We start from the raw sequence: 25,820 nt of genomic DNA, 5'->3' as shown, positions 1-25,820 counted from the left end.
GAGCGGCACCCAGCAGTTGGCGTAAACGCAAACATTATTGGCTGACTTGCTTAGGCAGGCCAAGCGCCGCCGCTCTATCGTCGACCGCTCCCAAACAACGGACGACACGCCATGTTCTACCTCCTGCTGACACTCTTCGGCTGCCTGACCGGCGTCACCGCCGTGCTCTTCGGCTTCGGCGGCGGCTTCGTCGTCGTCCCGCTGCTGTATCGCATGCTCACCGCCAGTCACGGCGCCGACGACCCGATCAGCCAATCCGCCATGCACATCGCCGTCGCCACCTCGACCTGCGTCATGATCGTCAACGCCCTGGTCGGCACCGATAAACACCGCCGCGCGGGCAACCTCATCCGTGATTACCTGTGGCCCCTGGGCGGGTTCATCGGGTTGGGCGCGGTCGTTGGCGCAATCGCCGCGGTGTGGGTCAGCGGCGAAGTCATTCGTTACGCTTTCATCGCCTACCTCGGCGTGACGATTGTCGATTGCCTGCTGCGACGCGGATTTCTTACGCAGTCCGAAGGCGTCATCCCACGACGATTGGGAACACTGGAAACTTCTGGCGGCGGTGTAGGCATTGGCGCCATCGCGACTTTTCTCGGTGTAGGAGGAAGCGTCATGACCGTGCCGTTATTGCGGCGTTGCGGGTTGAGCATGTCGCAGGCGACTTCGATGGCCAATCCATTGAGCGTGCCTGTGGCATTGGCGGGAACCCTGACGTACATGGCGATGGCGGGACTCAGCGAGACAAAACTTGGGCCATGGTTTATCGGGTATGTGGATCTGCTGGCGTTCGCGGTGCTGACGTTGGGCTCGATGCTGGGGATTCGACTGGCCACACGGTGGATCGGGCGGATACCGGATCGGCTGCATGCGTGGGTGTATATCGCGCTACTCATCATCGTGATGCTGGGCATGACACTGAAGTAGCACCTCGATTCCTGCGCGCATCCTCTGCATACTCCGCAGCCTTATTCACTCAGGGATCGATCCATGCTCAAGGGACTGTTGCGCCTGGCGCCATACGCTGCCGTGCTGTTTTCACTGCTTTCCACCGCTCAGGCTGACGACGGCAGACGTGTGTTTACCGGCACGCTGGGCAAGACGCCGATTGTGGTTGAGCTCAATACACAGCAGCCGGATGAAGTGACCGGTCGCTACTTCTACGAGAAGTATCACCGCGACTTGCCTCTGAGCGGTGCGTTGCAGGACAGCACGCTGACGTTGGTCGAGGGCAACAATCGCTACGGTGACGACAAGCCGCTGCCGACCCTCAGGCTCGAGGAAACCGCAGACGGCTGGCAGGGCGAATGGCAAAACCCTCAGGGCAAAAAACTTGCGGTACAACTCTCCGAGGCCAAAATCGCTGCGCCGACCGCCACCATGTTGTCCTTCATCGCCACGCTGCCCGCCAGCGAACCGTACGAATATCTGCGGCTACAGGGGCTCAAGCTCAAAGCCACGAAGAAAGAAGATTTCATGGGCTACACCTTGCAATGGTGGACGGAGCCCGAGTCAAAGATTGCCTTGTTTACCGTGGAATCCGGCCTGCCGAAAGATGACCTGCAGCGGGTCAACCAACAGTTGCTCGGGCGCTTGTGGAGCGAAGTCATCAGCTATCACGGCTGCCAGTTGCAGGGCGGGGAAAACGTCGAGTTCATGCAGCAGGCACAACCGCAACTGATCTCGCCAGCCGTGGTCAGCCTGAACATCTCGACCAGCTATTACTGCGGCGGCGCGCATCCGGACTTTGGCGATTCGCCGCTCAACATCGACGTGAACACCGGCCATCCGTTGTCGCTGGAAGACGTGTTGTGGGTAGGCGAGGGCAAACCCCTGCTGCACGCCGAGCGCGAGAGTCTGGGCGATCAGCCGCTGAGCGAAAAAGAAAGTGCAGCGCGCTCGACTTACCAGCGCGAAGTGCTGGTGCCGTGGCTGATCAAACAACTCACCATGCTCTACCCGGATGAAATGAAGAAACCGGCGGAGAGCGATGAAGACAGTTGCGACTACACCGATGAAAGCATCTGGGGTTATCCGTCCTGGCACTTCACCCCGAAAGGCCTGTACCTAGGCGCCTACTTCGCTCGCGTCGCCCGCGCCTGCGATGCGCCGGAGTGGTCGATCCTGCCGTACTCAGTCGTCAACCAACACCCCGGCGCAGTCAAACTGCAACTGCCCCAGGGCTAACCATCACGCCAGACCCGGCGCTTCACGAATGATGAAGTGATCCAGATTCTCGATATTGGCATTGAAAACCTCGAAAGGCTTTTCGGGGTTCTTCTTGCCCGGCACCTGCTTCAACTCCGGCGTCACGCCATAAAAGAAGCAGAACAACTCCTTGTCGCTGTCGATCGCGTGCTTGATCTCTTCCAGAAACGCCTTGCGCTTGCGGTAGTTGTCGATCAGCTTTTTGTTGAGATAGACACTGACCGGATAAGGCTTCTTCTTGCTGTCCTCCGGCTTCTTGAACCAGACCTTGTCCTCGAAATCGATCCGGAAACTGGCGCTGTGAAAGTCCTCGATCTTCTTGATCCGACCCCAATAAATCAGCCCCTTGTTGTCCATCAAGTACTCGATCTTCTTGAAGAACGAACTGTACGGCGCCGTATGTTCGCCAATCTTCAACGGCATGCGCTTGAGCAAATCCTTGTCCGCGAAGTTCGAAACGAAACACTCCACGGGATGGGCGAAGACACTGGTCTTGTCCGGCGCAGTCTCACGACTCGGCGATTCTTTTGAGGGGGTAGCCGCCACCCGCACCGGATCATCCCGCAACACATCCGCCGCCCCCGCAGGCGCGGCAGGCTTGCGCACATACTCACGGCGTGTCAGCAACAACTCCGACGGGAAATGCTCCTCCCGCCCGTCATCCGATTCCCCATCCGCCGCCTCAACCCCCGACGCCGACGTCTTCAAACTCACATACGGACAACCCGCCACATGCTGCGTACCGGGCAGATTCTTGAAGTGCGGTGTGCGCACGTAATTCACGTTCTTGGCGTTGAACGTACCCAACTCGTTGGAAGCATCGAACGCCTCACGACAGGCGTCGTTGGGGCACTGGAAATGCTCCTTCGCAGAATCGAACGCCACCGTCTCATCGAAATTGAGATCGCGAACGTCATAGATCGACAGTTTGTCGTCGAGGCTGAGGCAGTAGGCGAGGTCGAATTTCATGGTGGGGCTCGGGTCCTTGAGTGGGGGGAGGGGTATTATCCCCGATGGGTTGTGAAGCTGCCCCAAAACGGACAACTGGGTGAACGCGTTCTAACTGGCTGACTGCCAAATACCTTGTAGCTATTCAGCCTCTAACCCCTCGACGCTCCTATAAAACTTAGCAGTGAACTCTTCTTTGTCGCTCGAGTAATGGCAACGTCGATGGCAGTTCGGGCAGAGGGCTACTGCGTTGCTCGTACGGTCTGTCCCCCCGTTAACGAGATGTTTCAGATGATGAACTTCAAGAAAAGGTTTGCCATCAGCATCTTGGAATGGCGCTTTTTGGCCACACCCTTCGCAAATACCTTGAGAACGTTTCAGAACCCATTTTTTCACATTTAATTTGCGCGAAAGCCTAACTACCGTCGCGCTAGTCTGCTTCGGGTTGAGTACACCCGGGGGCGCATCATTCAATTCAGGTGCGGAAGGTTCGATCAGCCGGAATCGAGTCAGCTGAGTGCCTCTTCGTGAGCTGTTTCGTATCGCTTCCATGTCTTTTTTAGCCAGGATCTCTTTGATACGCGTAATGACACCGGAGCCGAGATTCTTCGCCGAAACATAGCCTGTAATTCTCGGCAGTCCCATTAAATCCATCACAGCAGAGATGTTCTGCATGCGGTACTCGACTGACGAGGCACTGCGTTTGCTCAGCGGGCCTTTTCGCAAGAGTCGATTCTCGTCCGCTTTATTGAATGGCTGATTTTGTTGTTCAAGAACCAGCATTTTTAGATAAGCGTCTACAGAAGCTTCTAGCTCCTCATCACTCCAGCCAGTTTTTTCTTTCGAAGTGTCCATACAGTCGCCGAGGGTTGAAAACCCTCGGACGATACTGAGTGGCCACCACAGCTGTCTACGAAAATTCCTACAGAAAATATCGACGGATCTTGCAAGGTCCTACGACCACCATCACTAGCCCATCGAATGCTTTGAAGCCTGAAACACCTGCACAACCTTTCTCCACCAAGGCTTCCCCGGTGTCCGTCGTTGCGTCTGATCGTTCAGCAGATAAGGCATATCCCGCAGTCGAATCCAGCCTTCATCCTGCCAATGAAGCAAGCTCAACGACATCTCCGGCCAATCCAACAAACTCAACATCGGTCGTTCCGAATGTCCTGAGTGCTCTGCATCGCGCAAGGCCGGCACCACTTGCAGAGTCAACCACTCTCGCAACAACCGGTTCCCCGGAACGTAGTGGTACACAAGCAGCGCATACACACCTGATTCGCTGAGCATCAATTGCTTTTCGGGTTGCCGAAAATACTCAATCCACAAAACGCGACGTTGATCCTTATCTAGCTTGTTGACCATGCGTTCGCACAGATGGAACCCCATCAAGCGGCCGACATCGCGGGCGCAGAACCACGTTTGGTTTTCGAGTAGAAGGGCGTGTAGTGCGAGGTTGTGACGGGAGAAGACTGTTACAGAAAAAGGATCGGGCATATCCATTACCTCTACGTTCAGAATTTTGGAGGGCCTGGCCCCAACGTAGAGTGGACTTAAGAAATCCCAACGAGCGAGGCAGCTCCACTGACGGCATATGCGTCTGTGTGACTGATCAAGCTTTCTACGTTGGGTGTTTCTTAGGCACCTGCAATTGAGCTTAGAGGTGCTTGCAGTTGGCTTCAATGCGAAGCGGCTGTAAGTGCTGTAGGAGATTGAGCGCTGCAATGTAGGGATGGAAAAGGACTACCAGCCGCCCATAAAAAAGCCCCGATCAAATCGGGGCTTTTTGCTTTCTCAATTCGACGACTCAAGCAGCAATCGTCAAATCGTGGCGAGCGAGACCATTAGTCCCAGCTAAGCGCACCACCAGTTTGGTATTCGATCACACGAGTCTCAAAGAAATTCTTCTCTTTCTTCAAGTCCATGATCTCGCTCATCCAAGGGAACGGGTTGGTCGTCCCTGGGTACTCTTCCTTCAAACCGATCTGCGACAGGCGACGGTTAGCGATGAACTTCAGGTAGTCCTCCATCATCGCCGCGTTCATGCCCAGTACGCCGCGAGGCATGGTGTCGCGGGCGTATTCGATTTCCAGCTGAGTGCCTTGCAGGATCATCTGCGAAGCTTCTTCCTTCATTTCGGCGTCCCACAGGTGTGGGTTTTCGATTTTGATCTGGTTGATCACGTCGATGCCGAAGTTCAGGTGCATGGATTCGTCGCGCAGGATGTACTGGAACTGCTCGGCGACGCCGGTCATTTTGTTGCGGCGGCCCATGGAGAGGATCTGGGTGAAGCCGCAGTAGAAGAAGATGCCTTCCAGAACGCAGTAGTAGGCGATCAGGTTGCGCAGCAGCTCTTTGTCGGTTTCGACGGTGCCGGTGTTGAATTCCGGGTCGGAGATGGCGCGGGTGTATTTCAGGCCCCAGGCGGCTTTTTTCGCGACCGATGGGATCTCGTGGTACATGTTGAAGATCTCGCCTTCATCCATGCCCAGCGATTCGATGCAGTACTGGTAGGCGTGGGTGTGGATCGCCTCTTCGAATGCCTGGCGCAGGATGTACTGGCGGCATTCCGGGTTGGTGATCAGACGGTACACGGCCAGGGCCAGGTTGTTGGCAACCAGGGAGTCGGCGGTGGAGAAGAAGCCGAGGTTGCGCATCACGATGCGGCGCTCGTCGTCGGTCAGGCCTTCCGGGTTTTTCCAGAGGGCGATGTCGGCGGTCATGTTGACTTCTTGCGGCATCCAGTGGTTTGCGCAGCCGTCCAGGTATTTCTGCCAGGCCCAGTCGTACTTGAATGGCACGAGCTGGTTGAGGTCGGCGCGGCAGTTGATCATGCGCTTTTCGTCAACGGCGACACGGGCGGCGGAGCCTTCGAGTTCGGCGAGGCCTTCGGCGACGTCGAGGGAATCCAGTGCAGCCTTGGCGCGGGCCACGGCGGCCGAGTCTTCGGCGGTCACGGCGCGGGCTTCGAGGGCGGCGGCACCGCCGGCGCTGTCGAGGCGGTCCATGTTGGCTTCGCTAGCGTGGCCGGCGTTGGCGCCTTTCACTGCTGCTACTTCACTGTCTTCTTTGTCGAATTCGTCCCAGCTCAGCATGACGTGTCGTCTCCTGCGTGAGGGCCTGTGCCCGTGTGAAAACTGATTGGTTGGTTTTTCACACGGCCGTACAGGCCGCGTTGGATGTCGTTTTTTGCAGCGGTGCTACGCAGGCAATAAACAGAAAATTTTTACGGGTTTCCGAGAGCCTCTGACGGGCGCAGGTCAGCGTTGTCGCTGCTGCGGGGCTTCAGAATGGCTTTGATCCCTGTAAGGGAATATTGCTGACCCGATTAGGGCGGCATTATAGGGAAAAAAACACGGGCGTGGGGGAGGGCGAAACAGCGCAGGGCGGTCGAGCGCGCGGGTGATTTCGATCGGAGCGAGGGTTTACAGGGCTTTCGCCGGGATTGGCCCCGGAGAAAATTTTTTCATTAATTTTTTGGCGTGTGATTGATTGCTCAAAAAACGAGCAAAAAACCGCGTTTTTCACTATATCTTGTGTTTTGCAACCCTTTTGCGCCGCTTCAAACACAACTGAGCCCGACCGAAGCCGGGCTGGAATCGACCCTCGATGTTGCGCTGAGTGATCCGATTCGGTGCAGTCTCAACGCATCAATTGGTGCAGCCGTTACCCATGATGCTGTAACGCAGGATGTGACGCTGACCCTTGGAGTCGTCGTACTCCATTTTCGCCGGAACAACTTCGCAGACATTTGGAACTTCGCTCATCGATACAACTTTGGCGATGTCCAGGTGAGTGGAGTAAGTGTATTCCTCGATAGCCGGTTGTTGCTGTGCAACATCAGTCGGAGCCTCGTCTGCCATGGCGGTTGCGCACAGACTGCTGAGGGCCAGAACCAATAAAGCTTTCATTTGACATTTACCTTCTTGAGGTCGAGTGGGGTCACGCAACCTTTTTGGGGTTGCGTGTGGAACTTCATCGTTTTGCTTTGTTACTTCAGAACTGGATTAACGGCCTTCGTGGGGGCTGTAACCTTGTTAATCGCTTTGCCTTGTCGGCGAGGTGAATTTTAGGGAGGCGGGGCAGGGGTAAACAGACCCGGTTTTGATAAACACCTTTGGCAGATTTGGTAACAATCGCTGGATATCGTGTTGGTAATGCTTTGGCTTTCCTGAAAGACCGCGTCGCCTGAATCGCTGGCAAGCCAGCTCCCACAAGGGCTGCGAAGCATTTCGGCAAGGTATTGGCAGCGTGCCTCCGGTGTATCTGGATGTTTTGTAGGGGCTTGTTACTACCATCGTCGAATGGTTCTATACGGGCGCCCCGGCTACAACAGGGTCATACAAAAACAACTATTACACCGAGGTAGGAAAGATGAGTGCGGCTTCCCTGTATCCCGTTCGTCCCGAGGTTCTGGCCAATACGCTGACCGACGAGGCGACCTACAAAGCCATGTACCAACAGTCGGTCGTCAACCCTGACGGCTTCTGGCGCGAACAAGCCAAGCGCCTCGACTGGATCAAGCCTTTCACCACGGTGAAACAGACTTCGTTCGACGATCACCATGTCGACATCAAGTGGTTTGCCGATGGCACCCTGAACGTTTCCTACAACTGCCTCGACCGTCATCTGGCCGAGCGCGGCGATCAGGTCGCCATCATCTGGGAAGGCGACGATCCTTCCGAAAGCCGCAACATCACCTACCGCGAACTGCACGAACAAGTGTGCAAACTCGCCAACGCCCTGCGTGGCCAGGACGTGCACCGCGGCGACGTGGTGACCATTTATATGCCGATGATTCCCGAAGCCGTGGTCGCCATGCTGGCCTGTACCCGGATCGGCGCGATTCACTCGGTGGTGTTTGGCGGTTTCTCGCCGGAAGCCCTGGCCGGTCGCATCATCGACTGCCGCTCGAAAGTGGTGATCACCGCGGACGAAGGCATCCGTGCCGGCAAGAAGATTTCCCTCAAGGCCAACGTCGACGACGCCCTGACCAACCCGGAAACCAGCAGCATCCAGAAAGTCATCGTGTGCAAGCGCACCGGCGGCGACATCAAGTGGAACCAGCATCGGGACATCTGGTACGAAGACCTGATGAAAGTGGCGGGCACCGTTTGCGCGCCGAAAGAGATGGGCGCTGAAGAAGCGCTGTTCATCCTTTATACCTCCGGCTCCACCGGCAAGCCGAAGGGCGTGCAGCACACCACTGGCGGCTATCTGTTGTACGCGGCCATGACTCATGAGCGCGTATTCGACTACCGTCCAGGCGAAATCTACTGGTGCACCGCCGACGTCGGCTGGGTCACCGGTCACAGCTACATCGTTTACGGCCCGCTGGCCAACGGCGCGACCACGCTGCTGTTCGAAGGCGTGCCGAACTATCCGGACATCACCCGGGTGGCGAAGATCGTCGACAAGCACAAGGTCAACATCCTCTACACCGCACCGACCGCGATCCGCGCGATGATGGCCTCCGGCACCGCCGCTGTTGAAGGCGCGGACGGCAGCAGCCTGCGTCTGCTCGGTTCGGTGGGCGAGCCGATCAACCCGGAAGCCTGGGACTGGTACTACAAGAACGTCGGCAAGTCCCGTTGCCCGATCGTCGACACCTGGTGGCAGACCGAAACCGGCGGCAACATGATGAGCCCGCTGCCGGGCGCTCACGCGCTGAAGCCGGGTTCGGCCGCACGTCCGTTCTTCGGTGTGGTGCCGGCGCTGGTGGACAACCTCGGCAACATCATCGAGGGCGAGGCTGAAGGCAATCTGGTGATTCTCGATTCGTGGCCGGGTCAGGCGCGCACCCTGTACGGCGACCATGACCGTTTCGTCGACACCTACTTCAAGACTTTCCGTGGCATGTATTTCACTGGTGACGGTGCTCGTCGCGATGCTGACGGTTACTACTGGATCACCGGTCGCGTGGATGACGTGCTCAACGTGTCCGGCCACCGCATGGGTACCGCCGAGATCGAAAGCGCGATGGTCGCTCACCCGAAAGTCGCCGAAGCGGCGGTGGTCGGTGTGCCGCACGACATCAAGGGGCAGGGCATTTATGTCTATGTCACCCTGAAGAACGGCGAAGAGCCGAGCGAGCAACTGCGCCTGGAACTGAAGAACTGGGTGCGCAAGGAGATCGGACCGATCGCTTCGCCGGACGTGATCCAGTGGGCGCCGGGGCTGCCGAAGACTCGTTCGGGCAAGATCATGCGCCGCATCTTGCGCAAGATCGCTACCGCCGAATACGAAGGGTTGGGCGACATCTCCACCCTGGCGGATCCGGGTGTGGTGCAGCATCTGATCGATACGCACAAGACCATGAACGTCGCGTAAGCGGCGGGTCTGAAGGCTGAGAAGCCCCGTCCGGCATTGCGCCGGGCGGGGCTTTTTGTTTTCCAATAATTATCGGTTTCGTCCGTCAGGCAATTCCCACTGTTACCCGTCCGCCTTCAAGTAACTGAATGTGTAACCGCCCGCTCCGCAACGGGGCGTCCGGAAACGCATTGCCCCGTTTTTGGGCCTCAAAACCCCCGGTGAAAAATAAGACACAACCCCGCGCTTGCCGGATTAGAAGGGTTTGCGAATAATAGGCCCGCAATTTGCAGCATAGATCGGTTCACTGTCTTTCGCTCTTGCATGAAATTGCAGGGCTGTCAATGTGCTCAAGCGGGTTTCTCAGTGCATCTGTAATTAGTTGTCGCATTGAAGAAATATCGGCTTCGGGCCTGTCGTTAGAATGCCGATCACTCGCTCGTCGTGGCTTGCGTTGAAGCCTTCGCGGTTTTGACTGGAATTGTCCCACGCACGCAGCAACCGATTTCGTTACACCCATTCGCATATTGGGCTGTCGCTCACTCTGCCGTTTTTGCCCTTTACCGATGGAGTCCCAAGATGAAGAAACTTGTGCTGCTTGGCGCCCTGGCACTGTCCGTGCTGTCCCTGCCGACATTCGCCGATGAAAAGCCTCTGAAAATCGGTATCGAAGCGGCTTACCCTCCATTCGCCTCCAAAGCGCCGGACGGCAGCATCGTCGGTTTCGACTACGACATCGGCAACGCGCTGTGCGAAGAGATGAAGGTCAAGTGCCAGTGGGTCGAGCAAGAGTTCGACGGTCTGATCCCGGCACTGAAAGTGCGCAAGATCGACGCGATCCTGTCGTCCATGTCGATCACTGACGACCGCAAGAAGTCCGTGGACTTCACCAACAAGTACTACAACACCCCGGCCCGCCTCGTGATGAAGGAAGGCACTCAGGTCAGCGAAGGTCTGGCTGAGCTCAAGGGCAAGAACATCGGCGTGCAACGTGGTTCGATCCACGAGCGTTTCGCCCGCGAAGTCCTGGCCCCGCTGGGTGCCGAGATCAAGCCTTATGGTTCGCAGAACGAAATCTACCTCGACGTGGCCGCCGGCCGCCTCGACGGCACCGTGGCGGACGCTACGCTGTTGAATGACGGATTCCTGAAAACCGACGCCGGCAAAGGCTTCGCGTTCGTGGGTCCGGCGTTCACCGACGTCAAATACTTCGGCGACGGCGTAGGCATCGCGGTACGCAAGGGCGACGCCCTGAAAGACAAGATCAACACCGCCATCGCGGCCATCCGCGAGAACGGCAAGTACAAGGCAATCCAGGACAAGTACTTCGACTTCGACATTTACGGCAAGTAAAGACGTCGCTCGACCCGTCCGAAATGGCGCAAGCAACAGGATCTCTGCGGTTTGCGCCATTTTTTCATCCCAACTTTCGAGGACCTGAATCATGTTGAAAGGCTACGGGGCTGTCATCCTCGATGGCGCTTGGCTGACGCTTCAGCTCGCCTTGTCGTCCATGGCCCTGGCCATCGTTCTCGGGCTGATCGGCGTCGCGTTGCGCCTGTCGCCGGTGCGCTGGCTGGCGTGGCTGGGCGATCTGTATTCCACGGTGATTCGCGGGATTCCCGACCTGGTGCTGATCCTGCTGATCTTCTACGGCGGTCAGGACCTGCTCAACCGCGTCGCGCCAATGCTCGGCTATGACGACTACATCGACCTGAACCCGCTGGCCGCCGGTATCGGCACCCTCGGCTTCATCTTCGGTGCGTACCTGTCGGAAACCTTCCGCGGCGCGTTCATGGCGATCCCCAAAGGTCAGGCCGAAGCGGGCATGGCGTACGGCATGAGCAGCTTCCAGGTGTTCTTCCGGGTGCTGGTGCCGCAGATGATTCGTCTGGCGATTCCGGGCTTCACCAACAACTGGCTGGTGTTGACCAAGGCCACCGCGCTGATTTCCGTGGTCGGTCTGCAAGACATGATGTTCAAGGCCAAGCAGGCGGCCGACGCCACCCGCGAGCCTTTCACCTTCTTCCTCGCAGTGGCGGCGATGTACCTGGTGATCACCAGTGTCTCGTTGCTGGCGCTGCGTCACCTTGAGAAGCGCTACTCGGTAGGCGTAAGGGCGGCTGATCTATGATCTTCGACTACAACGTCATTTGGGAGGCCCTGCCGCTGTACTTCGGCGGTCTGGTCACGACCCTCAAGTTGCTCGCGCTGTCGCTGTTCTTCGGTCTGCTCGCGGCCCTGCCGCTGGGGCTGATGCGCGTATCCAAGAACGCTGTGGTCAATGGCGCAGCCTGGCTCTACACCTACGTGATTCGCGGCACGCCGATGCTGGTTCAACTGTTCCTGATCTACTACGGTCTGGCCCAGTTCGAAGCGGTGCGCGAGAGCTTCCTCTGGCCGTGGCTGTCCAGCGCAACGTTCTGTGCGTGCCTGGCGTTCGCGATCAACACCAGCGCCTACACCGCCGAAATCATCGCCGGCAGCCTGAAGGCCACGCCGAACGGCGAGATCGAAGCGGCCAAGGCCATGGGCATGTCGCGCGTCAAGATGTACAAGCGCATCCTGCTGCCATCGGCCCTGCGCCGGGCGCTGCCGCAGTACAGCAACGAAGTGATTATGATGCTGCAGACCACCAGTCTGGCGTCCATCGTGACCCTGATCGACATCACCGGCGCGGCCCGCACCGTCAACGCGCAGTTCTACCTGCCGTTCGAGGCGTACATCACCGCCGGCGTGTTCTACCTGTGCCTGACCTTCATTCTGGTGCGCCTGTTCAAGCTGGCCGAGCGTCGCTGGCTGAGCTACCTGGCCCCGAGGAAGCACTGATATGGAACGCATCGACCACGTTCTGCCGTGGAGCCACCTGGGCAGCGAGCGCCGGATTTCGGTGTTCAGCTTTGGAAATAGAGAGCGCAGTGGTGGGCGCAAGGCCTACATCCAGGCCAGCCTCCATGCTGACGAACTGCCCGGCATGCGCACCGCCTGGGAACTGAAAAAACGCCTCGGCGAACTCGAAGCCAAGGGCCTGCTCAACGGCGTCATCGAGCTGGTGCCGGTGGCCAACCCGCTGGGTCTTGGCCAGTTGCTGCAAGGCAACCACCAGGGCCGTTTCGAGGCCGGCAGCGGCAAGAATTTCAACCGTGATTTCGTCGAGCTCAGCGCCCCCGTGGCCGCCAGGCTGGAAGGACAACTCGGTGATGATCCGCACGCCAACATCCGTCTGATCCGTCAGGCGATGGCCGACCATCTGGCCGAATTGCCTGAAGCGAGTAGCCAGTTGCAAGGCATGCAGCGCATCCTGCTGCAACACGCCGCCACAGCCGATGTGGTGCTGGATCTGCATTGCGACTGCGAGGCCGCGCTGCACATGTACGCCTTGCCGCAGCACTGGCCGCAGTGGCGTTCGCTCGCTGCGCACCTGGACGTGAAGGTCGGCTTGCTGGCGGAAGATTCCGGCGGCAGCTCGTTCGACGAAGCCTGTTCGCTGCCGTGGCTGCGTCTGTCGCGTCTGTTCCCGGACGCGCAAATTCCACTGGCGTGCCTGGCAACCACCGTCGAACTCGGCGGTCAGGCTGACACCACGCCGGCGCAGGCCGAAGCCTGGGCTGAAGGCATTCTGGCGTTCCTCGCCGAGCAGGGCCTGATCCGTGGCGAGTGGCCGAGCGCGGCGCACGAACCATGCGAAGGCATGCCGTTCGAAGGCACCGAAATGCTCCTGCCGCCGCATCCCGGTGTGGTGAGTTTTCTGCGCAAGCCCGGCGAGTGGGTTGAAGCCGGTGACAAGATTTTCGAAGTGATCGATCCGCTGTCGGATCGGGTCAGCACGGTGTGTGCTGGTACGTCCGGGGTGCTGTTTGCCATTGAGCGGCTGCGTTACGCCCAACCCGGTTTCTGGCTGGCCAAAGTGGCGGGGCGCGATGCGCTGCGCGACGGCCCTTTGCTCAACGACTGACTGTTTTTGTGAGAACCGACCGCATGTACAAACTTGAAGTCCAAGACCTGCATAAACGCTATGGCAGTCACGAAGTGCTCAAGGGCGTTTCCCTGAAAGCGGCCGCCGGCGATGTGATCAGCATCATCGGCTCCAGTGGCTCCGGCAAAAGTACTTTCCTGCGCTGCATCAACCTGCTCGAGCAGCCGCACGCGGGCAAGATCCTGCTCAACAACGAAGAGCTGAAACTGGTGGCGAACAAGGACGGCGCGCTGAAAGCCGCTGATCCGAAACAGCTGCAGCGCATGCGTTCGCGCCTGTCGATGGTGTTCCAGCACTTCAACCTGTGGTCGCACATGACCGCGCTGGAAAACATCATGGAAGCGCCGGTTCACGTGTTGGGCGTGTCCAAGGCCGAAGCTCGCGAGAAAGCCGAGCACTACCTGAACAAGGTCGGCGTGGCTCATCGTAAGGATGCGTTCCCGGGGCACATGTCTGGTGGCGAACAACAGCGTGTGGCAATCGCCCGTGCGCTGGCGATGGAACCGGAAGTGATGCTGTTCGACGAGCCGACTTCGGCCCTCGACCCGGAACTGGTCGGCGACGTGCTGAAAGTCATGCAGGCCCTCGCTCAGGAAGGCCGGACCATGGTGGTGGTGACCCACGAAATGGGCTTCGCCCGTGAAGTGTCGAACCAGCTGGTGTTCCTGCACAAAGGTGTCGTCGAAGAAAGCGGTAACCCGCGTGAAGTGCTGGTCAATCCGCAATCGGAACGTTTGCAACAATTCCTCTCGGGCAGCCTCAAGTAATCGCTCCCGTTATGCACCAGATTAGGTCATGCTGCGCAGCGCGCCAGATGGTCTAATTTGGTTGCAGCCGATTTCGGTTTTTCCCTCTGTTTACGTTTCGGATCGCCCGCCATGACTGCCCATCGAATTGGTTTCCTGATTTGGCCCAGCACTAAAGCTCTGACTTTGGCGCTGGCAGAGGAGGCCTTGCGTGTTGCCCAGCGTGTGCATCCGGACGTGGTTTACGAGTTGTCCTTCCTGCAGGCCGAAGCACCGGCCGAGGGTGAATGGCAACTGCCCGGCGAACCCTGGGCCGGCAAGCTCGAAAACTTCCAGAAACTGTTCCTGCTCGCCGATGAGCCACCGACCACGTTGGCGCCGGCACTCAGCAGCGCACTCAAGCAACTGGTGCGCGCCGGTTGTGTGATCGGCGGTCTGTCGGCCGGTGTGTATCCGCTGGCGCAACTCGGTCTGCTCGACGGTTACCGCGCGGCGGTGCACTGGCGCTGGCAGGACGATTTCGCCGAACGCTTCCCGAAAGTCATCGCCACCAGCCATTTGTTCGACTGGGATCGAGATCGCCTGACCGCGTGCGGCGGCATGTCGGTGCTCGATCTGTTGCTGGCAGTTTTGGCTCGCGATCACGGTGCGGAACTGGCCGGTGCGGTTTCCGAAGAACTGGTGGTCGAACGCATCCGCGAAGGCGGCGAGCGTCAGCGCATTCCGTTGCAGAACCGTCTCGGCTCCAGTCATCCGAAGCTCACCCAGGCGGTGCTGCTGATGGAAGCCAACATCGAAGAGCCGCTGACCACCGACGAAATCGCCCAGCACGTGTGCGTGTCCCGTCGGCAGCTGGAGCGGATCTTCAAGCAATACCTCAACCGCGTGCCCAGCCAGTACTACCTGGAACTGCGCCTGAACAAGGCCCGGCAGATGTTGATGCAGACCAGCAAGTCGATCATCCAGATCGGCCTGTCGTGCGGATTCTCGTCGGGGCCGCATTTCTCCAGCGCCTACCGCAACTTCTTCGGCGCCACGCCGCGGGAAGACCGCAACCAGCGGCGCAGCAGCAGTCCTTTCGAACTGTCGTCGGTGCCGCCAGAGCGCGGTTGACCGGTTAGCCCCTGCGCCATGGAGATCGACCCCATGGCGCTGGCGTTTCAGATGTCCTTCAATCTTCGATTTCGGCACTGGGGCGAGTTTGCACCTGTGGATGTTCCATGACGTCGTCAACGTTCAGGGTCATCCCCGTTTCCTGGTAGTAAGCCCGAATTCGCTGCATGGCCTGGGCGGAGAAGGGATTGCCGTACAGGTCGTAGCGATCGCCGACGTGGGCAGGCACCTCCATGAGTGCATCGGGCATTTCAGTGATTTCATTGCCCGACAGATCCACTTCCATCCAGTTGAAATTCTCCAGTACACCCTTGGGGATTTCCCTGATGCCGGTGGTGCTCAGGTCCAGGTCGGTGAGGTTCTGCAAATTGCTGAGGTCAGGTGTCAGTCCGAGCGGGTTATTGTGCAGATGCAGCAGATCAAGTTGGTCCAGACTTGCCAGCCCGGCCACGTCCTGCGGCGATAACGTGAGATTGCAGGTCGGCAGGCTCAAGGTGGTGAGTCGCTTCATCCGGAACACGGCTTCGGGGATGGAGGGCAGGTCGTAACCTTGAATATCGACGCTTTCAAGGTGGGTAAAGGCCTCGAGGAATCGACCGATCCGCGGCGAGTGATTACTGGTGCTGACCAGATAGAGATCCGAAACGTGGCCGAAGTCGGCGGTCAGTGTTGGCAACTCCCCCATGATCGGCAGCCTGAACGCAAACTGGTGGTCACTGGCGTCTGCTCCTTCGACCGGGGTTTTGCGCCAGCAAGTCAGCAATGCTTCTCGCAATGCCGTTCTGATTTGCTCTTGCATCAGGCGCTGGTCCGGGGGGAGTGGCAGCCCGGTCACCGGATGATCGGGTATGTCGTTTTCCCAGGCGGCAAGATCACCCAGCAATTGCTCGAGTTCGGCTTCCCGGCGTGCCAGCTCGATCCGGCCATCGGCCAGTGTGCCTTCGAGGTGATAGATGAAATTACTGGCCTGTTTATCGCTCAGGGCCGGGTAGAGCGTCTGGACGCGTGCGATGTCCGACGGCTCGGCCAGCACGCCAAGGTCTTCCCCGGTTCGGCGGAAGTAATCCTTGATGCGCTCGCGGGTGGCCGCGTCCAGCGGATTGTCGCCCAGGTCAATGCCGTTGCTGGCGGAGGCAGGCAAATCGAAAAGCTCGGCGGGCAGTTCGGTCACGCGATTGCCGCTGAGGATGGCGGTTTCCAGCCAGGGAGGATCCAGCAAACTCGATGGCAGCCGGGTAATCCCGGTGTTCGACAGATCGAGAAATTCCAGTTCCGGCAGGCTGCGGATATCCGGCAACCGGCCCAGCGGATTGCTGTAAAGATCGAGTCTGACCAGTTGCTTCAGTGACGCCAGCGTGGCGCTGCCCTTGTCATCCAGTACGACCCCGCAGTTGCTCAGCACCAGTTGCTGAAGATCCGGCATTGCGGTCAGTGCAGGTGGCACTTCGGTCAATGCCAGATCACGCAATTCGAGCGAGTCGAGGCCGGTGAACCCTCGCAGGAAGCCTGTGCTTGCCCGTAGCTGAGCATTGCCGGTGATCGATAATGTTGTCACGTGAGAAAAGTCGGCACTCAAGTCCGGCAGGTCACCGATGAAGGCCGGATTCAGGTTGAGCACCGTGCTTCGCCGCTCGGGGTGTTCGCGAGACCTTTCGCGCCAGAACGATTCGATCTCCTGTCGGAACATTCTGCGACTGGCCTGCTCTGCGGATCGATCACTGGCGGTCAGCTCGATGCTGCTTGCCGGATAACGATCAGGGACGTCTGTCACCCATTTTTCGAGGTCACCTTCAAGCTGCCGCAGTTCGGTCTCCCAGCGCCCGATCTGTAATCGACCGAAGTCGAGAGTTCCCGGCAGCAGGTACAGCACTCGATTGGCGTCATCATCGCTCAGGGATGGAAACAGCTCACGGATCCGCTCGAGGTCTTCTCGAGGCATTGAAACGCCGAAGTGCTGCCTGAACTGCTGGTAACAGAGCTTGATGCGTTCCCGCGTGGTGGATGACAGCGGGTTGTCGGCGAGGCTGAGTTGCTTGGGTGGGCGGGCGGAAATATCGAAAAGGATGTCGGGCAGATCGCGGATCCGGTTGCGTTCGAGCATGGCGATGAGCAGTCGTGGATGACCGAGCAAACCGTCGGGCAGGCTCGAAATCCCGGTATCGATCATGCGCAGTTGCACCAGGGCCGGCAGCGCTTCGAGGGGCGGGTGGGCGCCCAGCGGGTTTCGGCTCAGATTCAAATACCGAAGATTTTCAAGAGACGACAGGGATGCGCGGCTTTGCGGGGTCAGCGTCAATCCACAATGCTCCAGAACCAGGCGCTGCAGTGAAGTCATGCGCATGGACGTCAGCGGGTTCTGGCCCAGGTTGAAATCGTGCAGTTCCAGGTGGCGCAAGGTGTTGAAGGGTTGCAGGAAACCGTCGACGTTGCCGAGAGCGTCATGCCCTGTGAGTGAGACTTCGCGGATGTGGCTGAAGTCGGTCGTCAGGGTGGGCAATTCGCCGATGAATGTCACACGCGCTACCAGTGAATCGCCCCGCTGCCTGGGGTTTTCCGGCATTCGTGAGCGCCACAGGGTTTGCAACTGTTCGGCAAACGCTGTTCGTGCCGAATGTTCGGCGAGGAACTCCCGCGGTGAGAGGGGTTGATGGCTGAAAGGATGCTCGTGGGGCACTGCCATTTTCCATTGCGACAGATCGGCGGTGAGCTGCTCGAGCTCGGCTTTCCAGTGCCTGAGCTGGCGGCGTCCGTGTTCCAGGTCACCGGGTAACCCGTAAAACACCTCGCTGGCCTCTTCGCCGTCCAGGTCGGGAAACAGCGCCTGGGTGGCATCGATGTCAGCCTGTTTGGCGACCACGCCGAAATCCATGCCGGTGTCGCGCGAGTAACGTTTGATCCGTTCCAGTGTGTCGGCGGTCAACGGATTGCCGGAGAAATCGAATCCTGCGCTGGCTTCGGCGGGCAGGTCAAAGAGCGCCTCGGGCAACTCGCTGATCCGGTTATCACTGACAATGGCCGTTTTCAATCTCGGATGGCCGGCCAATCCGGGAGGAACATCGCTGATGCCTGTGCGAGAGAGGTCCAGATACATGAGCGCTGGCAGACTGCCTGCGTCGGGCGCACTGCCCAGCGGGTTGTTGGGCAGTTCGAGTGATTCAAGCTCGCGCATCCCCGCCAGTGCAAGCTGCAGCTCGCCAGTCAAGATCACGCCGCAGTTGTTGAGAACCAGGGTATCGAGCACGGGCAGGGCCGCCAGGGACTGTGGCAGTTGTTCAAGTGCAAAGTCATGCAGGATCAGGCGTTTCAACCGGGGAAAGCTGCGCAGAAAGGTTGAGGTGGCACGTATTTGTTTGTTCCCGTTGAGCGACAGTGCGGTGATGTGGCTGAAATCCGCCGACAGCTCCGGCATGTCACCGATGAAATTGGCTTGCGCCGATAACACATCCGCTCTCGTCAGCGGATGTGCCGTCGATCGGTGACGCCACAGCCGCTCAATTCTTCCGGCGAAAACTTCTCGCTCATAAAACTGATTGAAATGTTCGTTGGGGGTCAGCATTTCACCCGTGGACGGATCACGATTGGGTGTGTCCCGCGCCCATGTGGCCAGCTCGCTGGTCAGCCGGGTTATTTCGCTCTCCCAGCGATCCAGTTGAAGCCGACCCTGTAACAGCGAGCCGGGCAGGCTGTAAATCAGTTCGCTGGATTTACGGTCATTCAGGTCGGGAAACAGTGCCTTGATCCGGTTTATATCCGTTTGCTCGGGACGAACGCCCAGATCGCTGCCGGTCCGGTTGAAGTAGATCTTCACGTTTTCACGGGTCGCAGCAGAAAGCGGGTTGCCGAAAAAATCGTACCCTGCGGTGGAAGCAGCCGGCTGTTCGAACAAGGCATCGGGCAGTGTGGTGATCTGGTTATCGGTAAGCCATGCGCTGGTCAGGCGTGGGTGATCCAGGACGCCGCTGGGGATTTCGGAGAGGCCGGTACTGGAAAGGTTCAGATGCGTCAGGTTCGGCATGAAGGTGAAGTCGAACGTCACACCCAGTGGATTGCCTTCCAGATCCAGTGCGGTCAGCCCGTTGAGGTTCGACAGAATCGATCGGTTTTCCGGTGTCAGGACGACGCCACAGTTTTGCAGCGTCAGCTGTTTCAGACCTGCGAGCGTTGTCAGGCGCGGCGGCAGATTGTGCAGGTCGAAGTCGCGCAGGTCCATGCGTACAAGTCCCGAAAAACTTTCGAGGAAGTGGTCAAGGGCACCGGGCTCGCCGCTGCCGATCAGTTCCAGATTGTCGACGTGGGAAAAGTCGGCCGTCAGGGCAGGAAGGTCACCCACGATCGGCTGTGAAAAACGCATCTGGTAACCATGCGGGCCATGCATCTCTCTGCGCCAGCAACTACGCAGGTCGTTGGCGAACGTCTGGCGATCACGGATGGCGGCCATCTGTTGGTCATCCGTTCGACGGAGGCCATCAGCCGGGTTGATCTCCGGTAGGTCGAACAGCCATTGATTGAGATCGCTGTCGAGTTGCGCGTATTCCAGCTGAAGCCGTGACAGTTCGGCGATCGCGCCGTTCGGATGGTTGGCCAGGCGCTGCGCCATGGCGATTCGTTCGACTTCAGGCATTCTCGGGTAGATCTGCCTGATCCGGTTGTCCAGCGTGCGAGGTGCTCGCAGCGCCGGTGGCGGGTTGCGTGAGTAACCGTCCGTGCCCAGCAACCGCAAGGTATCCATGACGGGGGGCGGCACGGGGTCGGGCGTGATCGCCAGCCGCAGTTCGGTACGTGGCAGCGGATTGTCACTGATGGCTTGTCTGAGTTTTTCCCCCTCGCCGATCTGCAGGTTCAAGGCGTTTCTTTGCGCGTCCGGCAGGGCTTGCAGGACGGCAGTGTAGAAATCGGTGGAGCCGTGCAGTTGCAGTCCCTGCTCGTCGTACGGCTGCCAGAGCCCATCGGATTTGAGCACCAGCACCTTCTGAATGGCGGCATCGACCGGGCCGGTGCTGTCGATCAGCTGTCCCTGGGGATCTTGACCGCGCACTTCAAGGCGTACGTCTGCGGACCAGCCTGGCAATCGTTGCAGGCTGTGCAGCGCCAGCGTATCGGTATCAGGATTGCGCACAGAATCCAGCAACAACCCTTCGAAGGCGCGAGTGACGCGCAGTTCCTGCCTGGCATGTTCTGCCAGCGCCTGTTGCCGTTCGGGCCATTGTCCTTTGCTGATCATCACCAGTTCCGAACCGGTGGCCGTGTTCAGCAACTCTTCAGTCACCCTGGCAGGCAGCTGCGGCTCATGCAGGGCCGCACGCCTGATCAAGGGCTCGTCGCGCTGTTGGAGCGCCTGGTAGCGTTGCTCGAAAAGCGAAGTGCGCTGCTCTCGGGCGATCTGCGCCAGTCTGGCTCTGAGCTTGCGCGTGCGCGCTTCGATAGCGTGCATCTCTGCGAAATCCTCTCCCAGCAGCGTATTGATTTCCGGCTCGCTGAGCGTTTGCAGCAGCGTCTTGAGGACGTCGCCATCGGAGAGGCTGTCCTGTCGAATCTCAGTCACAGGAAGCTGTTCGTCGGCAGAGGATTGCCATGCAATCTCACCTTGAGCGTTGATGAAACGCAATGTCTTGCGCTGCGGCCAGGGCGTTTGCTCTGCGATAAGCCGGAGCTGGAGCAGCGGATCCGCACCTGAATAATCCTCGGGGCGGTCGCTGGCCATCCGGTCGATGAAGTCCTGCAGGTCCTGATCAATCCGGCAGCGCTGAATGCTGTCAGCCAGCAGGGGGGGCAAGCGCTCCTGGTTGACGTGCATTTTGCGCAGTGCGTCTTGCGAATAACCGCTGACCTTGAGGATCTGCTCACGTCGCACCGCAGGGAACGACTCGACGCTGTGACCGATCCGTTGCAATACGGTAGGGGCGTCCCATTCAAGCGGTCGTTCAAGCTCGGTATGAAAGGCGCCTTCGCCGTTATGGCGCACGATGGGACGGTAGGCATCTGCCCGTGCGGGGTGTTCGATGTAGAGTTTGCCGGGATGTTCATGCGGACTGACGAGGTAATGCGTCTGCTCGAGTGGCAGCAGGCTTTCGCCCTGATAGTGATGCAGGCCCTGGCGGTCGGGCCCGGTCCCTTCGGGTGGCTTGACCTGGCGCTCGTAAGGTTTCAGATCCGGTTTCCAGTAGAGGGTTTTGCCATTGCGCAGTTTGACGGGCTGGAACCGGTCAATGAATGACATGACTTCTGCCGGCAGTATTTTTGGAAGTTCTGCCAGGGCAATCCCGCCACCGAGGGCGAAGGCTCCCAGCTGAATCAATGATTCCAATGCGGTGAAAAAATGCTCGGCGGCCTCTGTAATCTGCCCTTCGGCCCAGTCGACAATCCACTCGAAGGCTTCGTCGAGAAATTGGTAGGCCATGTAGGCCATCATGATTTCTCCGAGAAACGGTACGAACGGCATCAGGACGAAGGAGGCGATCTCGAGAATCGATGACGCCACGTTGACGAAGGAGTCCCAGAGCGCCCAGCGGGCGTTAGCGTCCGTCGTGGCCGTTGATACGGCGATAGTCGCTGCGTCATTGAGGATCTTGTTCAGCTTGCCCTGGTAGAGGTGTTCCCATAGTTCTGTGGTGATGGGCGTGACGGCAAGTTGCAGTTTCGGCTTGTTTACAGGGGTGTCTCGCCAGGCAGGCAGCGGGCTTCCCGCCTCAGGCTTGTGCCATGTCACCTTGCTCAGTCGCCGGTTCAGTTCGCTGAAGAAATGACCACGTTGTTCATGGAGTACGAAACGGCTGAAGAAACGCTGATAGTCGGGGGCGCACAATTGGCGGGTCAGTTCTTTCTCCATTTCGACGGGCGAGGCGTATTCCTTGACGGGGTGCTCGGGATCATCGGGTATGTAAGCAACCACCCGGGTCGAGGCCCTGGCCTGTTCCAGATCCGGGGTGAATATCACGATGCCGGTCAGTGTGGCCGACATCATCGTCAAATCGTGACAGCGCAGCGGTTGACGGTCGATCCGCATGCCTTCCAGACCATCGAGCAAGCCGCCGATCAGTCGAAAATATAACTCTCCGATGTCCTGGTTCATCCGTGCCAGTTGGAGGGCGGCCCTCAGTGCGGCTTTCTGACTGTCCTTGACCTCGCGGGATAACACCGCGGCGGCGACCGGACTGGTGAAACCGAGGCTGTCTTCAAGGTAGTTTTTGTAGCGGGCGCCGATGTCCAGCTCCCGGCAAAGGCTGGTGAAGGCCGGGATAGTGATTTTGCCGTTGACCTGCGGCAGCGGCTCGAACTGCCCTGTCGCAGTCGGTCTGGAAATAAAGGACGAGCCACTTTCGTAAGCCCCTTGCCGTGTTTCCTTCTCTTCGAAATTGTGCAGCGCCGCCTCTACCAGCGATACGGTCCAGACCCGGGCGCCGGTTTTGATCGCAAAGCCGGACACGGTCACCGGTATGTAGAGGCGCAGGAAGGTTTCCTTGACGTCCACTTCCACGCCGAACCGGGACTTCAACGCTTGCGCAAGCAGCGGTGTTGCAAACGCGCTGGCGTCCTGCACGCGTTCGAGCCTCTGATCCACGGTGTTCTGAGCTGACATGTGGTTGGCGATCGCGGCTCTCAATTCGTCGTGATCCGCCTGCGGTGCAGTCTTGAGGGTGTCGGGAAGTGTCTTGCGATTGTTCTTCAGTGCCTCGCGCCTTTTGTCCGAGGCATTGCCCAGCCATGAGGGCATGGCGTTGACGAGCGGTTGATAATGAGAGGGCGGGTTGTGTCGGTCGTCGGTGTCGGCCGTGGCGCTGGCCCGATTGATCGGAGATTGCATGGTGATCCTGCCTTCGGCATCCGGAAAAGGAGCCCAGCAAATCAAATTGCTTTCGACAAAGTGCGGTACATAGATATGACATTGGCGGCTGCCGCAATTGATATCCTCTCAGGCCTGCTGCAATTGCTGGCGACGGTTTAAACTGCGCCTTTGCGACGCTATATGTCGCATTGCCGTAAACCCGGGAAAATCCGGGGTTTGCGCTATAAGAAGTTGTCGCTTGGCGGCAAGGCCGGGCACAAAACTGTCCTTACAATCCCCCCATCGCTCGCCAGTTTCAGGCGGGTGGCCCTCATCAGGAGACTCCGATGTCCGTTGAGCACGCTGCGGTACAACGCGCCGATTTCGACCAGGTTATGGTTCCCAACTACGCGCCTGCCGCTTTCATTCCGGTGCGTGGCGCCGGGTCCCGCGTCTGGGATCAGGCCGGCCGCGAGCTGATCGACTTCGCCGGCGGCATCGCCGTCAACGTATTGGGCCATGCGCACCCGGCGCTGGTCGGTGCCTTGACCGAGCAAGCGAACAAGCTGTGGCACGTGTCCAACGTGTTCACCAACGAGCCGGCCCTGCGCCTGGCGCACAAGTTGATCGACGCCACCTTTGCCGAGCGCGTGTTCTTCTGCAACTCCGGCGCCGAAGCCAACGAGGCCGCCTTCAAGCTGGCCCGTCGTGTCGCGTTCGACCGTTTCGGCACCGAGAAATACGAAATCATCGCCGCGCTCAACAGCTTCCACGGCCGTACTCTGTTCACCGTGAACGTCGGTGGCCAGTCGAAGTACTCCGACGGTTTCGGTCCGAAAATCACCGGCATCACCCACGTACCGTACAACGATCTGGCGGCGCTGAAAGCCGCTGTTTCGGACAAGACCTGCGCGGTCGTTCTGGAACCGATCCAGGGCGAGGGCGGCGTGCTGCCGGCCGAGCTGGCTTACCTGCAAGGCGCCCGTGAATTGTGCGACGCCAACAACGCGCTGCTGGTGTTCGACGAAGTGCAGACTGGCATGGGCCGTACCGGCAACCTGTTCGCCTACCAGCATTACGGCGTGACCCCGGACATCCTGACCAGCGCCAAGAGCCTGGGCGGCGGTTTCCCGATCGCGGCTATGCTGACCACCGAAGCGCTGGCCAAGCATCTGGTCGTCGGCACGCACGGCACCACTTATGGCGGCAACCCGCTGGCGTGTGCCGTGGCCGAAGCGGTGATCGACGTGATCAACACCCCTGAGGTGCTGAACGGCGTCCATGCCAAGCACGACAAGTTCAAGACCCGCCTGCAACAGATCGGCGAGAAGTACGGCCTGTTCACCCAGGTGCGTGGTCTCGGTCTGCTGATCGGTTGCGTGCTGAGCGACGCCTGGAAAGGCAAGGCCAAGGACATCTTCAACGCCGCTGAACAAGAAGGCCTGATGATTCTGCAGGCGGGTCCGGACGTGATCCGTTTCGCCCCGAGCCTGGTGGTGGAAGACGCAGACATCGACGCCGGTCTGGATCGCTTCGAGCGTGCTGCGGCGAAATTGACCCAAGCCTGATTCATGCAAGACCGCCCGGCGTCTGTCGTCATCGACAGGTGCCGGGACCATTTTCCTGTGCCGGGCCTGCCCGGCATTTTTTTCCCGAGTCGGCGCTTTCGCCGACCTGAAGTAGAGAAAGGAGTGACACCATGCTGGTGATGCGCCCCGCGCAAATGGCTGATCTGGGCGAGGTACAGCGTCTGGCTGCGGACAGCCCGATTGGTGTCACTTCCTTGCCGGATGACGTTGAACGCCTGAGCGACAAAATCGCTGCGAGCGAAGCCTCGTTTGCCGCCGAAGTGAGCTTCAACGGCGAAGAAAGTTACTTCTTCGTCCTCGAAGACACCGCCACCGGCAAGCTGGTGGGCTGCTCGGCGATCGTCGCTTCGGCCGGTTACTCCGAGCCGTTCTACAGCTTTCGCAACGAGACCTTCGTGCACGCCTCCCGCGAGCTGAAGATCCACAACAAGATCCACGTGCTCTCGCAATGCCACGACCTGACCGGCAACAGCTTGCTGACCAGTTTCTACGTGCAGCGCGAGCTGGTGGGTTCACCGTGGTCTGAGCTCAACTCCCGTGGTCGTCTGCTGTTCGTCGCCAGCCATCCTGAGCGGTTCGCCGATTCGGTGGTGACCGAGATCGTCGGTTACAGCGACGAGAACGGCGACTCGCCATTCTGGGACGCCATCGGTCGCAACTTCTTCGACCTGAACTACGCCGAGGCCGAGCGTCTGTGTGGCCTGAAAAGCCGGACGTTCCTCGCCGAGCTGATGCCGCATTACCCGATCTACGTGCCGCTGCTGCCGGACTCCGCTCAGGAAGCGATGGGCCAGGTACACCCGCGTGCGCAGATCACCTTCGACATCCTGATGCGCGAAGGCTTCGAGACCGATCACTACATCGACATCTTCGACGGTGGCCCGACCCTGCATGCGCGTGTCTCGGGGATCCGTTCGATCGCCCAGAGCCGTGTGGTGCCGGTGAAGCTCGGCGAGCCGGTCAAAGGTGCCGGGCGCCAGTATCTGGTGGCCAATGCCCAGTTGCAGGATTACCGCGCGGTATTGCTTGAGCTGGATTACGCGCCGGGCAAACCGGTGACCCTGGATCTGGAAGCGGCCGAAGCCCTGGGCGTCGGTGAAGGTGCCAGCGTGCGCCTGGTGGCGGTTTAACGCCTTAGCGAGTTTCACGGGTGGCCACGGCGGCCC

At 59.2% G+C, this 25,820-nt stretch carries 17 protein-coding genes; 11 read left to right on the top strand and 6 right to left on the bottom strand.

Features of this window, described 5'->3' with window-relative positions; genetic code table 11:
- Positions 1-111: 111 nt before the first annotated feature.
- Positions 112-927, top strand: coding sequence for a sulfite exporter TauE/SafE family protein (locus ACODTD_RS09230; RefSeq protein WP_489104770.1), 816 nt, complete (start codon positions 112-114; stop codon positions 925-927).
- Between the two features lie 63 nt (positions 928-990).
- Positions 991-2,187, top strand: a complete 1,197-nt coding sequence (locus tag ACODTD_RS09225) for a hypothetical protein (protein WP_489104769.1) — start codon at positions 991-993, stop codon at positions 2,185-2,187.
- 3 nt (positions 2,188-2,190) lie between these two features.
- Here the strand turns inward: ACODTD_RS09225 and ACODTD_RS09220 are convergent, their stop codons facing one another.
- From ACODTD_RS09220 to ACODTD_RS09200, 5 genes are all read right to left on the bottom strand, one after another.
- The gene (locus ACODTD_RS09220; protein ID WP_489104768.1) at positions 2,191-3,177 is read right to left on the bottom strand and encodes a hypothetical protein; all 987 of its coding nucleotides are present in this window, start codon (positions 3,175-3,177) and stop codon (positions 2,191-2,193) included.
- 120 nt (positions 3,178-3,297) lie between these two features.
- Positions 3,298-4,011, bottom strand: a complete 714-nt coding sequence (locus ACODTD_RS09215; protein WP_011335544.1) for an HNH endonuclease — start codon at positions 4,009-4,011, stop codon at positions 3,298-3,300.
- 114 nt (positions 4,012-4,125) lie between these two features.
- Entirely contained in the window at positions 4,126-4,656 is a 531-nt protein-coding gene (locus ACODTD_RS09210; RefSeq protein WP_011335543.1) for a BRO-N domain-containing protein, read from the bottom strand.
- Positions 4,657-5,003: 347 nt separating this feature from the next.
- The gene (locus tag ACODTD_RS09205; protein ID WP_007951068.1) at positions 5,004-6,254 is read right to left on the bottom strand and encodes a ribonucleotide-diphosphate reductase subunit beta; all 1,251 of its coding nucleotides are present in this window, start codon (positions 6,252-6,254) and stop codon (positions 5,004-5,006) included.
- 555 nt (positions 6,255-6,809) lie between these two features.
- Complete coding sequence (locus tag ACODTD_RS09200) at positions 6,810-7,070, bottom strand: DUF2790 domain-containing protein (RefSeq protein WP_489104767.1); 261 nt, start codon at positions 7,068-7,070, stop codon at positions 6,810-6,812.
- Between the two features lie 463 nt (positions 7,071-7,533).
- Between ACODTD_RS09200 and acs the strand changes: the two genes are divergently transcribed.
- From acs to argR, 7 genes are all read left to right on the top strand, one after another.
- Positions 7,534-9,489 (top strand): acetate--CoA ligase, encoded by a 1,956-nt coding sequence (gene acs, locus ACODTD_RS09195; RefSeq protein ID WP_007951065.1) that lies wholly within the window; start codon positions 7,534-7,536, stop codon positions 9,487-9,489.
- Positions 9,490-10,047: 558 nt separating this feature from the next.
- A complete protein-coding gene (locus ACODTD_RS09190) occupies positions 10,048-10,821 on the top strand; it encodes an ABC transporter substrate-binding protein (RefSeq protein WP_011335541.1) in 774 nt (257 codons plus the stop codon).
- 91 nt (positions 10,822-10,912) lie between these two features.
- Positions 10,913-11,602: an ABC transporter permease gene (locus ACODTD_RS09185; RefSeq protein ID WP_007951063.1), complete on the top strand. Its 690-nt coding sequence runs from the start codon at positions 10,913-10,915 to the stop codon at positions 11,600-11,602.
- The gene (locus ACODTD_RS09180; RefSeq protein ID WP_011335540.1) at positions 11,599-12,297 is read left to right on the top strand and encodes an ABC transporter permease; all 699 of its coding nucleotides are present in this window, start codon (positions 11,599-11,601) and stop codon (positions 12,295-12,297) included. The genes ACODTD_RS09185 and ACODTD_RS09180 overlap by 4 nt, the downstream gene beginning before the upstream one ends.
- Position 12,298: 1 nt before the next feature.
- Positions 12,299-13,423 carry a succinylglutamate desuccinylase/aspartoacylase family protein gene (locus ACODTD_RS09175; protein WP_011335539.1) on the top strand — a complete coding sequence of 375 codons (1,125 nt, stop codon included), beginning with the start codon at positions 12,299-12,301 and terminating at the stop codon, positions 13,421-13,423.
- A 23-nt stretch (positions 13,424-13,446) separates the two neighbouring features.
- On the top strand, positions 13,447-14,211 hold the full coding sequence (locus ACODTD_RS09170; protein ID WP_003227281.1) for an ABC transporter ATP-binding protein: 765 nt from the start codon (positions 13,447-13,449) through the stop codon (positions 14,209-14,211).
- Positions 14,212-14,322: 111 nt separating this feature from the next.
- Positions 14,323-15,303 carry a transcriptional regulator ArgR gene (argR, locus tag ACODTD_RS09165; protein WP_011335538.1) on the top strand — a complete coding sequence of 327 codons (981 nt, stop codon included), beginning with the start codon at positions 14,323-14,325 and terminating at the stop codon, positions 15,301-15,303.
- A 58-nt stretch (positions 15,304-15,361) separates the two neighbouring features.
- On the opposite strand, the gene ACODTD_RS09160 is transcribed toward argR, so the two are convergent.
- Entirely contained in the window at positions 15,362-23,104 is a 7,743-nt protein-coding gene (locus tag ACODTD_RS09160; RefSeq protein WP_489104766.1) for a dermonecrotic toxin domain-containing protein, read from the bottom strand.
- A 308-nt stretch (positions 23,105-23,412) separates the two neighbouring features.
- Between ACODTD_RS09160 and ACODTD_RS09155 the strand changes: the two genes are divergently transcribed.
- Together ACODTD_RS09155 and aruF are read left to right on the top strand one after the other, a co-directional pair.
- On the top strand, positions 23,413-24,633 hold the full coding sequence (locus ACODTD_RS09155) for an aspartate aminotransferase family protein (protein ID WP_011335536.1): 1,221 nt from the start codon (positions 23,413-23,415) through the stop codon (positions 24,631-24,633).
- A gap of 131 nt (positions 24,634-24,764) precedes the next feature.
- A complete protein-coding gene (gene aruF, locus ACODTD_RS09150; RefSeq protein WP_011335535.1) occupies positions 24,765-25,784 on the top strand; it encodes an arginine/ornithine succinyltransferase subunit alpha in 1,020 nt (339 codons plus the stop codon).
- Positions 25,785-25,820 lie beyond the last annotated feature (36 nt).

This window comes from Pseudomonas sp. FG35 (genome assembly GCF_057809295.1).
This window is presented reverse-complemented; position numbering and strand designations above follow the sequence as displayed.

Coding starts and splice junctions, on each gene's coding strand:
- ACODTD_RS09230 (WP_489104770.1), top strand. CDS start 112: ATGTTCTACCTCCTGCTGACACTCTTCGGCTGCCTGACCGGCGTCACC.
- ACODTD_RS09225 (WP_489104769.1), top strand. CDS start 991: ATGCTCAAGGGACTGTTGCGCCTGGCGCCATACGCTGCCGTGCTGTTT.
- ACODTD_RS09220 (WP_489104768.1), bottom strand. CDS start 3,177: ATGAAATTCGACCTCGCCTACTGCCTCAGCCTCGACGACAAACTGTCG.
- ACODTD_RS09215 (WP_011335544.1), bottom strand. CDS start 4,011: ATGGACACTTCGAAAGAAAAAACTGGCTGGAGTGATGAGGAGCTAGAA.
- ACODTD_RS09210 (WP_011335543.1), bottom strand. CDS start 4,656: ATGCCCGATCCTTTTTCTGTAACAGTCTTCTCCCGTCACAACCTCGCA.
- ACODTD_RS09205 (WP_007951068.1), bottom strand. CDS start 6,254: ATGCTGAGCTGGGACGAATTCGACAAAGAAGACAGTGAAGTAGCAGCA.
- ACODTD_RS09200 (WP_489104767.1), bottom strand. CDS start 7,070: ATGAAAGCTTTATTGGTTCTGGCCCTCAGCAGTCTGTGCGCAACCGCC.
- acs (WP_007951065.1), top strand. CDS start 7,534: ATGAGTGCGGCTTCCCTGTATCCCGTTCGTCCCGAGGTTCTGGCCAAT.
- ACODTD_RS09190 (WP_011335541.1), top strand. CDS start 10,048: ATGAAGAAACTTGTGCTGCTTGGCGCCCTGGCACTGTCCGTGCTGTCC.
- ACODTD_RS09185 (WP_007951063.1), top strand. CDS start 10,913: ATGTTGAAAGGCTACGGGGCTGTCATCCTCGATGGCGCTTGGCTGACG.
- ACODTD_RS09180 (WP_011335540.1), top strand. CDS start 11,599: ATGATCTTCGACTACAACGTCATTTGGGAGGCCCTGCCGCTGTACTTC.
- ACODTD_RS09175 (WP_011335539.1), top strand. CDS start 12,299: ATGGAACGCATCGACCACGTTCTGCCGTGGAGCCACCTGGGCAGCGAG.
- ACODTD_RS09170 (WP_003227281.1), top strand. CDS start 13,447: ATGTACAAACTTGAAGTCCAAGACCTGCATAAACGCTATGGCAGTCAC.
- argR (WP_011335538.1), top strand. CDS start 14,323: ATGACTGCCCATCGAATTGGTTTCCTGATTTGGCCCAGCACTAAAGCT.
- ACODTD_RS09160 (WP_489104766.1), bottom strand. CDS start 23,104: ATGCAATCTCCGATCAATCGGGCCAGCGCCACGGCCGACACCGACGAC.
- ACODTD_RS09155 (WP_011335536.1), top strand. CDS start 23,413: ATGTCCGTTGAGCACGCTGCGGTACAACGCGCCGATTTCGACCAGGTT.
- aruF (WP_011335535.1), top strand. CDS start 24,765: ATGCTGGTGATGCGCCCCGCGCAAATGGCTGATCTGGGCGAGGTACAG.